Annotated in this window: 10 protein-coding genes; 1 reads left to right on the forward strand and 9 read right to left on the reverse strand. The window is 53.0% G+C overall.

All coding sequences use genetic code 11. The features are described from left to right. Nucleotides 1-56: 56 nt before the first annotated feature. The gene (gene leuS / locus WCV85_05730; protein ID MFA6474346.1) at nt 57-2,753 is read right to left on the reverse strand and encodes a leucine--tRNA ligase; all 2,697 of its coding nucleotides are present in this window, start codon (nt 2,751-2,753) and stop codon (nt 57-59) included. A 217-nt stretch (nt 2,754-2,970) separates the two neighbouring features. Between leuS and WCV85_05735 the strand changes: the two genes are divergently transcribed. Further along, nucleotides 2,971-4,272 (forward strand): M23 family metallopeptidase, encoded by a 1,302-nt coding sequence (locus WCV85_05735; GenBank protein ID MFA6474347.1) that lies wholly within the window; start codon nt 2,971-2,973, stop codon nt 4,270-4,272. Nucleotides 4,273-4,501: 229 nt separating this feature from the next. On the opposite strand, the gene WCV85_05740 is transcribed toward WCV85_05735, so the two are convergent. The 8 genes from WCV85_05740 to WCV85_05775 form a co-directional block, all read right to left on the reverse strand. Further along, on the reverse strand, nt 4,502-5,314 hold the full coding sequence (locus WCV85_05740) for a response regulator (protein ID MFA6474348.1): 813 nt from the start codon (nt 5,312-5,314) through the stop codon (nt 4,502-4,504). Nucleotides 5,315-5,326: 12 nt separating this feature from the next. Next, on the reverse strand, nt 5,327-6,037 hold the full coding sequence (locus WCV85_05745; protein MFA6474349.1) for a hypothetical protein: 711 nt from the start codon (nt 6,035-6,037) through the stop codon (nt 5,327-5,329). A gap of 3 nt (nt 6,038-6,040) precedes the next feature. Continuing rightward, entirely contained in the window at nt 6,041-7,450 is a 1,410-nt protein-coding gene (locus WCV85_05750) for a HAMP domain-containing sensor histidine kinase (protein MFA6474350.1), read from the reverse strand. 340 nt (nt 7,451-7,790) lie between these two features. Then, nucleotides 7,791-9,311 carry a YifB family Mg chelatase-like AAA ATPase gene (locus tag WCV85_05755; GenBank protein ID MFA6474351.1) on the reverse strand — a complete coding sequence of 507 codons (1,521 nt, stop codon included), beginning with the start codon at nt 9,309-9,311 and terminating at the stop codon, nt 7,791-7,793. A 53-nt stretch (nt 9,312-9,364) separates the two neighbouring features. Next, the gene (locus WCV85_05760) at nt 9,365-9,817 is read right to left on the reverse strand and encodes a signal peptidase II (protein ID MFA6474352.1); all 453 of its coding nucleotides are present in this window, start codon (nt 9,815-9,817) and stop codon (nt 9,365-9,367) included. Between the two features lie 3 nt (nt 9,818-9,820). Continuing rightward, complete coding sequence (locus tag WCV85_05765; GenBank protein ID MFA6474353.1) at nt 9,821-10,213, reverse strand: TraR/DksA C4-type zinc finger protein; 393 nt, start codon at nt 10,211-10,213, stop codon at nt 9,821-9,823. A gap of 138 nt (nt 10,214-10,351) precedes the next feature. Further along, nucleotides 10,352-10,510 (reverse strand): hypothetical protein, encoded by a 159-nt coding sequence (locus tag WCV85_05770; GenBank protein MFA6474354.1) that lies wholly within the window; start codon nt 10,508-10,510, stop codon nt 10,352-10,354. A gap of 449 nt (nt 10,511-10,959) precedes the next feature. Then, nucleotides 10,960-12,714 carry a cohesin domain-containing protein gene (locus WCV85_05775; GenBank protein ID MFA6474355.1) on the reverse strand — a complete coding sequence of 585 codons (1,755 nt, stop codon included), beginning with the start codon at nt 12,712-12,714 and terminating at the stop codon, nt 10,960-10,962. Nucleotides 12,715-12,717: the final 3 nt, after the last annotated feature.

The raw sequence follows: 12,717 nt of genomic DNA on the forward strand, positions 1-12,717 counted from the left end.
CGCTCTAGGTGTTTTTACGTTTTCTTAGCTTACGGCCTATGGCTTACTGTTCCCCCTCACACTACAATACTCACAATCTTCCCTGCCACGTAGCGGAACTGCTTGGGTTCTTTACCAGCCAGCCATTTCTGCACAGTCTCATTAGCCAGAACCAGTGTGCGAACTTCCACTTCCGTTGCTTGCGTCGCCACATCCAACTTCACCCGTACCTTGCTGTTGATCTGCACGGGGAGAGTAAAGGTATCCTGCACGGCTAACGCTGGATCAAACTTTGGCCATGTCTCCTGGCAAATGAACGTCTCATGACCAAGTTCGTGCCAAAGTTCTTCAGCGATATGCGGAGCGAAAGTGGACAACACTTTTAGGAACGCGACGAAGTCTTGGCGGGGGACTTCTTGAAGTGCGGTCATGGCATTCACCCACTTCATCGCATCACTCACGCAGGTGTTGAAGGCAAACCGCTCAATGCCACGAGAAAAACTATCCAGGAACCCATGCGTTGTTGGCAGTAATGAGTGCGATGCTGTCTGACTGACATGTTGATGAAGCGCCCACACCTTTTCCAAAAACCGCGTGATGCCCCGAATCCCCTGCGTGCTCCAGGGCTTGGCATCTTCAAATGGACCCATGAACATTTCGTACATGCGCACAGCGTCCGCGCCGTACTCTTTAATCACATCATCTGGGTTAATCACATTCCCACGGGATTTGCTCATTTTCACCCCATCCTCACCCAAAATCAGGCCTTGATTTTTTAACTTCACAAACGGTTCGTCTCCACACTCTTTAGGGATTGCGCTAATGTCGAACAAAACTTTATAAATGAATCGCGCGTAGAGCAAGTGCAGCACGGCGTGCTCAGCCCCGCCCACGTACACATCTACCGGTAGCCAGGCTTTCAACTTTTCTGGATCGGCAAAGACTTTGTCATTCTTTGGATCGCAGTACCGGAGGAAGTACCAGTTCGACCCTGCCCACTGTGGCATGGTGTTGGTTTCCCGCTTGGCCGCTCCGCCGCAGTTCGGACATTTTGTATTCACCCAGTCCGTTATTCCAGCTAAGGGTGATTCACCCGTACCCGTGGGTTCGTACTTTTTCACATCCGGTAGCAACACTGGGAGCTGCTTTTCTGGGACCGGAACAATCCCGCACTTCGCACAGTGCACCATAGGAATGGGCTCGCCCCAGTAGCGCTGACGGCTGAAGACCCAGTCGCGGAGTTTGTACTGGACTTTGGCTTTCCCAATCCCGGTCTTCACTAACCAGCCAGTGATAACTTTTCGAAACTCCTGCGAAGTCAAACCTTCGTACGGCCCGTCATATCCAACGCGCTGCAAATCATTACCAAAGTGACCATTTGCACCTGGGCTGACTACGGCTTCCAACGGATTTGTCGGAACGGGTGTTTGAGGAGTAGCTTCCCGAAGCATAGTACCCTCGCCCGTAAAAGAAAAATATTTTGGCACAGCATCTTTGCTTTCGTTATCAAAATATATTTCCCCTCTTATTCTCTGTTCTAATAGTGCACTTTGTTCATTAGGTAAATACTTGGGATTGTGATACTTAAAATACCAGCAATCTTGGGCTGTTGTGGGTTCAATTACTTGTATTTTCGGTAATTGATATTTTTCCGCAAACCCAAAATCCCGTTCATCATGCGCAGGCACGGCCATAATTGCCCCCGTGCCGTACGTAGCCAGCACGTAGTCTGCTACCCAGACTGGAATTTTTTCCTGGTTCACGGGGTTGATTGCGTAGGCACCGGTGAATACGCCAGTTTTTTCTTTCGACAAATCGGTACGGTCTAAATCCGTTTTCTGCTGCGCCTTTGCAACATATTGCTCAATCTCAATACGATGCTTGTCAGTCGTAATTTCTTTCACCAATACATGCTCGGGCGCAAGTACAACGTATGTTGCACCAAACAATGTGTCCGGGCGTGTAGTAAACACCGTGATAACTTTGGGAATCTGCAATTCTACATTCTTCGTTTTTCCTTCTCCTTTCTCAGTTCTACTTTCTACATTCTGCATCTCTACAGCAAACCGCACCTCAGCTCCTTCACTCTTCCCAATCCAATTCCGTTGCAGTTGCTTGATTGATTCTGGCCAGTCAAGATGGTCCAAGTCATTGAGTAACCGTTCGATGTACCGCTCGTCCGTGATCTTCACAAGCCACTGCCGGATGCGCTTCTTCTCCACCGGCGTGCCGCAGCGGTCACACTTGCCCCCAACCACCTCTTCATTGGCTAAGCCGGTCTTGTCTTTCGGACACCAGTTAATCGGCGCCTCAGCCTCGTAGGCCAGGCCTTTTTCAAACAATTTCAGGAAAATCCACTGGGTCCACTTGTAGTAGCTGGGGTCAGAGGTAATGACTTCCCGGTCCCAATCATAGGAAAAGCCCAGGGACTGGATCTGCCGCCGCATGTTGGCAATGTTCTCGGCTGTAGTCTTGGCTGGGTGGGTGCCGGTCTTGATAGCGTAATTCTCTGCGGGTAAACCAAATGAATCAAACCCCATGGGGTGAAGAACGTCCATCCCTTGCATGCGGAGGTACCGGCTGAGAATATCTGAGGCAGTGTACCCTTCCGGGTGGCCAACGTGCAGCCCTTGGGCTGACGGGTAGGGGAACATGTCCAAGACGTAGTGCTTCTCTACCTTCGATGCATCGTGTGCAGCAAAAACTTTTGCCGTGAGCCAGGCAGCTTGCCACTTTTTTTCAATTACTTGGTGATCGTAAGGAGAAAATGACATACAGGGACATAGTAGCATGTGAAAATCGGAGCAGCAAGCTACTTTTTGGCTAATCTAAGCCAAAATACTGTCTTTACGCTTGACAGAGGACTCCCTGCTTGCTAGTCTAGGGTCTCTGAAGAATCTCTACGCTCGTAGAGATTTTTGTATAGAGAGAGCACACAAGTGGAGGTATCACATTTTTTTCATTCCCCCTATTAGTACTCGTCTCATCCAATTGAGTATTCGCACGCTCCTGAGTGCGCTTGGCGGCTTGCTTCGCATTGCGCGTGGCATTGGTGCGGTGATCTTGCTGGTCACCTGGCCAATTCGCTGGTTGGGAAAAGGAATCTACGCCTTTGCCATGCTCCCAGCATACCGGTACTACCGCATTGGGCGCACCAAGTTCAACCGAGTCATTGCGCCGGCGAAAAGCCGTTGGCTCTTCTTCGTGCTCCATCGGAATACGGTTGCCGCTGCCATTGCTTTGGTTGCAGTCTTCATTGCAATTAACAATGTGCAGGCGAAAGCTTCAGATTCTGTCAATTTTGGCCGAAAAAGCGTGTTTGGGAGCCTTTTCCACGATACGCTGAGCGAAGAGACTGAGGTGGTGGAAGGGCCGGTGGCAAGCGGGAATGTGAAAGAGAAAGAAACGGTAGCCGCACTCACCCCAACCACCGAACAAAGCGCGCGTCCGGCAGCCAAAGCCGAGTCTGCCTCATCTGGTGAGCAGCAACTTGCCTTGGGGATTGGCGGCACCGGTGAAGGCGAAGCCGATGAAGCTATTCGATACTACATTGTGGAAGGTGGGGACACCGTGAGCTCCATTGCCGCGCAGTTCAATTTGAGTACGTCTACAGTCCTGAGCGCGAATCAATTGGGTGAAAATGACTTCATTAAACCTGGCCAGAAATTGACCATTCTCCCAGTTGACGGCGTTGCACACACCGTGAAGAAGGGTGATACCGTTGCCAGTATTGCTAAAAAGTACAAAACGGATGAAGAAAAAATTCTGAGCTTCAACCGTTTAGCTAGCGCAGACGCACTGAATGAAGGTGAAGAAATTCTGGTTCCAGGCGGCTCTCTTGAAGTTGCTCCCACGCCCCAACCCACAACCAGTACAGCCAGCCCACAGCGAACCTTGGCGATTATCAAGGTACCACCCGCTGCCCGTGTCTCTGGCAAACGTATGCAATGGCCAACTGCTGGCCACCGCATCAACCAGTACTTCAAATTCCGTCACACCGGCTTAGACATTGATGGTGATTACAGTTCCCCCATTTACGCCGCGGACAGCGGGGTTGTGGAATCCGTCATTTACGCCCGCTACGGGTACGGCTTCCACATTATTATTAACCATGGTGGTGGCCGGGAAACGCTGTACGGCCATGCGAGTAAAATTTTTGTGAAACCCGGGCAGTCTGTGCGGCGCGGACAGAGTATTGCTATGGTCGGGAGCACCGGCCGGTCTACCGGCACGCACCTGCACTTTGAGGTGATCGTGAACGGCGCCAAGCGAAACCCGCTGAGCTACCTGTAAGCAGGGTTAGAAGGTTTCGGTGTAGCGGCGAGTATGGTTGGAAGGTGGGGGCGTGGGATGGGCAGAAGTATATGGTCACATTCCTCTCTATCTCCATCCAGCGACCAAACCCAAAACCTCCATCCAGTGAATAGGAGGGGTTAGGGGTGGTAACCCTTACTGGTAAGAAGGATGAGACAAACACAACGGCTTAGAAAGGTCGCTCTGGTATTTGTTTATTTTCTTAGCTTTACGACTTCCCCAGCACCGTCCGAACCTTCGCAATGATCTCATCAATTGTGAGATTTGACTTAATTAAGTAATCCGTAGCGCCAAGTTCTTTTCCTTTTGCAACGTCAGAGTCTTGTCCCAGGTTGGAAAGGAGAATAATTGGCGTTTTCGCAATCAACGGATCATGGTCTTTCCGTACCATTTCTAAAACGCGGAAACCGTCAATGCCCGGCAGTATCACATCGAGCAGGACAATATCTGGTCGCTCTGCTTGTATGTGCTGCAACCCCTGGTTCCCGTCAACTGCAACGGTGACGGAAAAATTCTCACGACTAAGCTTTGTGTGCATGAGGTCGCGGAGGAATTGATCATCTTCTACCAGGAGCAATCGAATACCCTCTGGAATTGGGGACGTACGAGGGGTGACGGGATGACTTTTTGTATCAGCGAGAACAGGTGAACTCTCCTCAGCGAGAAGTTTCTGCACCTTCAGTACCACATCTGCTGGTTCAATTTGCGCTTTCACAATGAAGTCCCGGGCACCAAAACCAATAGCTTTATCAATTTCCACTGGCTGTCCGGAATTCGAGATGATAATGACCTTTGGCATTGGGCTTGGATCGGCTTTGAGTGCCTTCAAGACGTCGTACCCATTCCGCTTGGGCATCACAATATCCAGGAGGACAACCTCGGGTTTTGCGTTTCGAATCAGCGCCAAACCCGCCTCGCCGTCAGCAGCGGTTATGACGTCATACCCCTCCAGTTTGAACTTCTCTTCCAGGAGTTCCCGGAGAACGTCTTCATCTTCAATGATGGCAATGCGATGGGACATATGTGCTATGTATTATGACATGGCTGGCGGGTGGCTGGATACACCCGTAGGCCGGTGGTACACAGCGCCAAAGAAGACCGTCAGGAGCGCGGCAATGGACGCTCCATCCCCTACCACTGCCAAGACTTCTGTGGTGGCAGCGTAAAAAATGACCGCAGTGGCCAAAAGCAATATACTCCCAAAGCCAATGGTCAACGAACGCACCCGCACTACATACGTATTTGCCTGCACCGCTCGACGGAAGAAGAGTACGCTGCTGGAAAGTAAAACGACAATGAGAAAAGCTCCAGAAATTGCCCCTGCCACTGGCGGCGCGTTCCAGCGCGTAATGCCAGTCTGCACATCATGGAACGGCATGCCCGGCTGGAGAATGGACGCGAGAATGGTTATGCCAACCAGCACCATGGCCACAACGAACACTGGCTTTCGGTACCGCATGAGCGTAAAGGAAAATATGACTTGGCTAAAAAATGCCGCCGCAACCAGGAAGCATGCATTGCCAAAGGTGAACGAGGTGATGAGCAAATCTTCGTTCTGCTTATCCAAAAATCTGGGCAGGGTAAGTGCTGCAAACGCTAAGGTGAGAAAGCCGTACGTGTAGGCAAACCACCGTAGTGATTGACTTTCGGGGTTCAGCTTTGCTGCCCGCCAAAGCCGAATGCCCAGGTAGAGACTAAGCAAACAGTTGAGCGCGTCGATGGTTGGGGAAATGGGGAGGGACATAGCTTAGTAACTTTGCACGAAGTGAGTGAAGTGGTCTTGCTGATCCGCAACCGCAGGGCGCGTGGCGGGCAAGAGGATGTAGAACGTGGTGCCTCGTCCTTCATGGCTTTCAAACCAGATCCGACCTTTGTGCTGCTGGACGACACTCCGAGCAATGAAGAGTCCAAGCCCAGTGCCTTCGGTTTGCATGCGCATGACATTGTCCCCCCGGAAGAACTTAGTGAACACATGGTTCTGCTGCTCCGCTGGAATGCCCACGCCCGTGTCTTGGATGCTAGTAACCACACTTCCCCGATCCTCGTACGTCCGAATAATCACGGTTCCGGTTGCCGGCGTGTACTTCACCGCATTATCAATGAGGTTTTGCAATGCTAACCGGAACTTCTGTGCATCCAAATTGACTAATGGCAAATGTTTGGCGGCATCTTCATACACAATCGAAACTTGCTTGGGCTGTGCCAAGTGACGCATTTCATCAACCAATTCAACGACCAATGGCGTCAGCTCCTGTTCCCGGAAGACATAGGTGAAGCGGCCTTCTTCAATGCGCGAGACATCCAGCAAATCATTAATAAGCGCAATCATCCGCTCATTGCTCTGGTAACTCTTCTTCAGCAGATCGGCTTGATTTTCGGTTATTGGCCCTGCATCATGGTCCATGAGCATTTTCAAAGCCCACTTGATGCCGGAGAGCGGCGTCCGGAGCTGGTGGCTGGCCACGGAAATGAACTCCGTTTTCATCCGATCCAAATCTTTCAAGCGCTGGTTCGAAAGCTGATATGCGCGGTTCGCTTTGACCAAATCTTCGTTTGCCTTTGCCAATTCAGTTTCTAATTTCTGCAAACTCCGTACCACGTACCCAGACCGGTAGGTTGAGACGGCCATGAGCGTGACCAAGGTAATGCCGGTTGCGGCGACGTACGCCACATTGGTATGCAAATCTGGCGCAACATCAAATGGCGTATAGTGCAGTAGCCACCCTTGCCGCTCCAGGAGGTACAGACCAACGAAAGATATGGTGCCAACCAAAAAGTTCAGCGGTCCAGCAAGTTTGGAAAAGTGGACATTGGTGCCCACAATCTGCAGCAAGTACAGCGGAAGGAAGACGCTGGTGATGCCGCCGGTAAAGTGCACGATAGTGGTGATGATGAGCATGTCTACCAGCACGCCTGCGTACGCCCAGCCCAGATGAATGTTCTTCAAACTGTAGAGGTAGCTAAATGCCAGGTTGACGCCCAAGGCCATTGCCACCGCAAAGAGAATGCCGGGTAAGAAAAAGCTCGCGCCAAATTGCGACCCAACCCAGGAAAGGAGGGTGACAATGGTGATAACTAAGTAGCGGATGACAACTGACCACTGGAGGCGCTTCCGTCGTTCTTCACGCTCCAAGGTCAGGAGATCTTCTGCCCGCATAGAATATTCTGGATAGTTTTGATTTCTGAATATATTTTAGCACAAAAAACCCTTTTCGTCAAATACGAATATAGTTACGAACTACGAAAAAAGGGATACGAAAATACGAATTACGAATGGGGAAAATTACAAAATTGGTTTGATGTTGATAAAGTCTGGCTCATGTGGCACCGACTTTGAACCGGTAAAGGTTACCCCTCCTAACCTCCCCTTAGAAAGGGGAGGACAGATGCAAACAGTCTCTGGTCTGTAAGAAATCAACCACCGCGGCTTGGAAAAGCCGCTCTGGGATTTTCCTATCTTAGCTTACGGCCTTACGGCTTATGGCTGTACAGCTTCTTCACCCAAACACCGGCTGGCTCCGGTACTGCAGCGCTTCAGCAACATGCTGCATCTGGATACTCTCGCTTGCCGCAAGGTCAGCAATTGTCCGCGCGACTTTGAGCACCCGGACATACCCACGCGCGGAAAGGTGCAAACTATCCACGGCTTGCTGCAGCAGCGTGTGGCTGACTGCGTCCACCTGGCAGTATGCCGCCACTTGCGCCTGCTGCATTTGCGCATTGGTACACAAGCCCACGGACGCAAACCGCGTTTGCTGCAGCTTGCGGGCCTTCGCCACCCGTTGCGCAATAGAAGCAGAGTCCTCACTCCGCACGCCGTCAATCCGGAGGGTGGAAAAAGTCTGGCGGGGGACGTGTATGTGCAAATCAATCCGATCCAGCAACGGGCCAGAGACTTTTCGTTCGTACTGCAGCAACTGCCGTGAGCTGCACACGCACTGGCGCTGGCTATCACCCCGGAACCCGCACGGACATGGATTCTGGCTGGCGACGAGCGTGCAGCGTGCAGGAAACTGCAGGCTTTGGGCAGCTCGGGCAACAGTCACGACGCCGTCTTCCAGGGGCTGACGCAAAGCTTCCAAGGCTTGCCGAGGAAACTCTGGCAGTTCGTCTAAGTACAGCACCCCGTGGTGCGCCAGCGAGACTTCACCCGGCTTGGGTAAGGAACCGCCACCAACGAGAGCGACTGTGGAAGTAGTATGGTGCGGCGTGCGAAAGGGCCGGCGCAGTTGCAACGGCGTATCAGCTGGGAGCACGCCGCCCACGCTGTGGATTGCTGTCACCTCCAGAGCCTCAGGCTCCGTTAGCGGGGGGAGAATTGTGGGTAAACAGCGGGCGAGCATGGTTTTCCCAGAACCCGGTGGGCCAACGAGCAGCACATTGTGCCCGCCCGCTGCCGCAATTTCCAAAGCGCGTTTGGCCTGGGCTTGCCCCCGAACCAAAGCAAAATCCTGGTCTGTGGGCAGGTGATGCGCAGGCGGAATGGGAGTGGGTGGGGCAATGGTTATCTCACCACGTAAATACTGAATGAGCTGGTGCAACGTCTGCGGGGCCACAACCTGGATACCATCCACCAGGGCAGCTTCGGGGCCATTGTGCTTTGGCACCACGCACAGCTTGGCTTGCTCTGTACGCGCTGCACGGGCAATGAGCAGCGCACCCCGGATTGGCCGCAGGGTTCCATCCAACCCCAGCTCCCCGGCAAATACTTTCTCTGCGCACACCGCCGGGTCCAGCTGCTTGGTCTGGACCAGTAAGGCTAGGGCAATGGGTAAGTCAAAACCCGGACCAGCTTTGCGCAAATCCGCCGGCGCTAAATTGACGGTAATGTGGCCACGGGGAAAGAAAAATCCAGCCGCGCGGATTGCGGAGCGCACCCGCTCTCGCGATTCTTGCACGGCAGTATCTGGTAAACCAACCACCAGGAACTTTGGTAAACCGGGATTCCGGTCACCCTCAACCCGAACCAGGTGCCCTTCGACACCCACGCTTGTTGCGGACAAAATCATTGCTGGCATACATTGGGCAGATTTGTGGCAGTCTCACGTACCACCAACCTGCAATTATGGCACTACCCCGGAGGGCGTGCAGGACGAAGCACCCGAAAGAGCAAAACGCACGCGGCTACGGTGAGCAACCAGTCTGCTAGGTTGCCAACCGTTGGCCAAAAAGATAAAGCGAGGAAATCCCGAACGTACCCAAACTGCAGCCGGTCCAGCACATTGCTGAACGCGGCAAGCACCACGGTTGCAGCTGCAACTGCACTCACCTGGTCATGGCGCCGGTAGGCCTGATACCCAAACCAGCTCACCAAGCCAACCAGGAACGCAATACCAACCCAGAGCAATGGCGAAGGCACGGGAATGCCAAAGGCAATTCCCGCGTTTTGCGTTGGTACGCTCCGAAGCACTCCGGGCACCAAGGTTGTTGGCGGATGCGTGAAAGCCACGTACCGCGAAACCCGGTCAAGCACAAAGAACCCCAGGAGAACCCCGGCAGATACCCCTATCCCCTGTCGTGCCATATGCTACTTCTGCTCGCGCGCCTTCAGCACGCAGCTGGTGCAGAGCGTCGCTGCTGGGGCTAGTTTCAGACGCTCGGATTCAATAGCCTTACCACAGGTGTGGCATTTTCCATACGTTCCGGCATCCACTTGCTGCAACGCGGCTTCCAAGTCAGCCTTCGACTTCTCCAAATTCTTTTCCATGGAAAGTGTATCCTGAAATTCTGATACTTCAGCAGCATTCTCCTCATCCTTATTCCCATACTCTTCCCACATGGATTTCCCTTTATCCATGAGCGTGGAAAGTCGCTTGGTGACAGCATCATACTCCTTCATGAGTCGCTGCCGAACCTGCTGCAGGAAGCTGGTTTTCGCGGCCTTGGAGGTGGGGACGTGCTTTGGGAGTTCCGAAGTCATAGGAGTTGTTGCAAATGCAAATAGGGGCACGATAGTGCTTCCTCTTGTCCTGAATACTATAGCAGGGGTTGCATACTGGCACAAGGGTACAGCAAAACGCCGCCATGCGGCGGCGAAACCCAGATAACGATGGACAATCTACTTCACCAGCGCGCTCACCGTCCGATCAGTCTGCACAACTGCAGCTGAGGACTTTGGCCCAAAGTGCGCAGCCAAAAACCCTGCTGTCACCGCCAATACGGCTAGCCAGATGACAGAGATGCGAATACTCTTTTCGGGTGTCCGAGTGTGGAACATGATTTTTGGGGTTTATTTTTACTTTCGTACTACTAGTATAGCGGAAAAAACCCTTTTCGTCAACCTAGTTACGTCCCGCCACTGAGGCGGGATCCCGCCTTCCTTTTCCTCAGAAGCAGAAAGTGGCGGGAAATTACGAAAAGATGCTACGAAAATACGAATGGGAGAGGTAATGACAAAAAAGATGACTTTTCTCTTCACCAAAACCCGTCCTCCCCTTTCCAAGGGGAGGGGCGGAGGGGTAACCCTAACCAAGAAGACCTTGCTATAAAAACTAAGTACGTAAAAAAGAACGACCAGATTACTTGGTTCCGTGTTAGCGCAAGATTGCCACGTCGTTGACTCCTCGCAATGACAGAGAATAGACCTCTACAGCTTTATTGCTCTATGGCTTTTAGAGCTCTGCCCTCCTCCGCTCAGAAGCTTCGGCGGGCAGGCAGCTCTCCTCTCTACTTTCTCCGCTTTTTTTTCTTCACTGCGGCTTGCAGCGCTGCATGCGCCAAGAGCGCGTCAATCCGTTGCCGAGTTTGCACCAGGTCGCGCTTCACTTGATCATGCGCTGCAGCCTGAATGGACTTCTCTGTCAAAGCCGTGCGGATGGCACCGCTGATATCCCGATCCAAACTCCCTTGCAGTTTCTCAATTTCTTCGTCAATTTCAGCTTCGGCCCTATCCAGGTCAAAGTCCTGCTGCCGGCGCCAGTGTCGGTACCGCTCGTACAGGATGATGAGCAGAACAATGAGAATGAAAATAATCGCCAGCAAGCAGAAAATGAGCATCACCGAGGGTAAGACCAGCCCAAAGAACTGCACGGATGAGCCAATGGTGCTGAAGCGCACTGCCGTTGAAGGGGCGCTGCTCACCTCGTAGCGGTTAATGGCAATTGCCGTCAGCTCATGCCCACCTGGAGACAGCATTGGCCGAAGCGTGTAGCGCCACATAACCAAACCTTCGGGTACCGCCACGCCAGGGACCGGCTGGATTTGCGCATCCTTGGCCACAAACCTGCCCACTTCTTTACTATCCACGTATAGCACCACTGTGTCGCCATCCACGGCCAAGCCTTCCACTGGAATTTCACCAAAGAGTGTAACGGAACGTGGCACCGAGGTGATGCGCGGCGCCGGACTCCCTTCCACCATAATTTGCCCAATCGCATCGCGGCTATTACCGGCCTTGTCTATAGCGCGAATCGTAAACTGGTGGAGTCCTGCGGGTAAACGCTCCAGCTTCACTGGGCTGGTGGCAGTCACCGGTTTCCCGCTATCTAAGGTAAAGGCGTACTCCGCAATGCCACTGGTAGCATCTGTGGCGCTAAAGGAAATGGTTGGGCTGGGATTTGCATTCCCGCCTTCTCGCGTCACCTGTGGAGCAAAGTCATTTGGGGACGTGGTATCCACCTGCACGCGGAAGTGCGTGGTTGGCACCCAACCTGATGCAGTACGACCACGGACGTGCACGTACCACATGCCATCGGGGATATCCACAAAAGTCCGGGAGCCGGTGTTCGCTTCCAAAGCATCATCTGGCGTGGTTGTGGCTTTCTGATCCAGAATGTACGACACGCCTGTCACCCCGGCTGGTGTGGTCCACTTGATCTCCGCATCTGCCTTGGCATACCAGCTGCTCTGCTTGGGGTGGCTGGGTGACGAAATGACGGGTGATTGTGGGGAGGCAACTGGCTCAGGCTCTGGTTCGATTGGCGTGACGGCTACGGCTTTGGCAATAGCAATGGTTCCTGAACCATACCCCGTAAGCACGTTTGTCCCTTCCCCATCATTAGCCAGCACAAGCCCAGAGGTGAAGCGTAACGCTGCAGTACCAACGGCTTTGGCTCGGAAGGTGACGCTGATAATACCGCCACTACTCCCAGAATATCCTGGGCTCGGTACCCCGCCAGCAAAGCTCACTGTGCCGTTGGAGTTGGAGTAGGTGGGTTCCACTGTCCAGTACTTGAAGGTGCTGGCTTTTGCCACGCTGGTTACCTGCAGTTTATCTGCGGGGAAACTGAGCGTGCCTTGGCTAGCGTTAATTGCTACGCCGCCACTGTTCACGTACAGCGTGACGGTTTTGGTTGCCCCAACAGTCATGCTGGACGTACTTGGGGACACGCCCAAAGTTGCGCCAGCGTGCGCACCCTGCGGCAGCCCGAAGCCAAAGCACAGAACCGTCACTGCAATGCTGGCGAAAAAGCGTTTGTGCATATA

It is taken from the genome of Patescibacteria group bacterium, assembly GCA_041665345.1.
Taxonomy (GTDB): domain Bacteria; phylum Patescibacteriota; class Patescibacteriia; order PEXW01; family PEXW01; genus JBAYJA01.

Bases quoted from the DNA above. Each gene is read 5' to 3' on its own strand.
- leuS (MFA6474346.1), bottom strand. From the start codon at position 2,753: ATGTCATTTTCTCCTTACGATCACCAAGTAATTGAAAAAAAGTGGCAA.
- WCV85_05740 (MFA6474348.1), bottom strand. From the start codon at position 5,314: ATGTCCCATCGCATTGCCATCATTGAAGATGAAGACGTTCTCCGGGAA.
- WCV85_05745 (MFA6474349.1), bottom strand. From the start codon at position 6,037: ATGTCCCTCCCCATTTCCCCAACCATCGACGCGCTCAACTGTTTGCTT.
- WCV85_05750 (MFA6474350.1), bottom strand. From the start codon at position 7,450: ATGCGGGCAGAAGATCTCCTGACCTTGGAGCGTGAAGAACGACGGAAG.
- WCV85_05755 (MFA6474351.1), bottom strand. From the start codon at position 9,311: ATGCCAGCAATGATTTTGTCCGCAACAAGCGTGGGTGTCGAAGGGCAC.
- WCV85_05760 (MFA6474352.1), bottom strand. From the start codon at position 9,817: ATGGCACGACAGGGGATAGGGGTATCTGCCGGGGTTCTCCTGGGGTTC.
- WCV85_05765 (MFA6474353.1), bottom strand. From the start codon at position 10,213: ATGACTTCGGAACTCCCAAAGCACGTCCCCACCTCCAAGGCCGCGAAA.
- WCV85_05770 (MFA6474354.1), bottom strand. From the start codon at position 10,510: ATGTTCCACACTCGGACACCCGAAAAGAGTATTCGCATCTCTGTCATC.
- WCV85_05775 (MFA6474355.1), bottom strand. From the start codon at position 12,714: ATGCACAAACGCTTTTTCGCCAGCATTGCAGTGACGGTTCTGTGCTTT.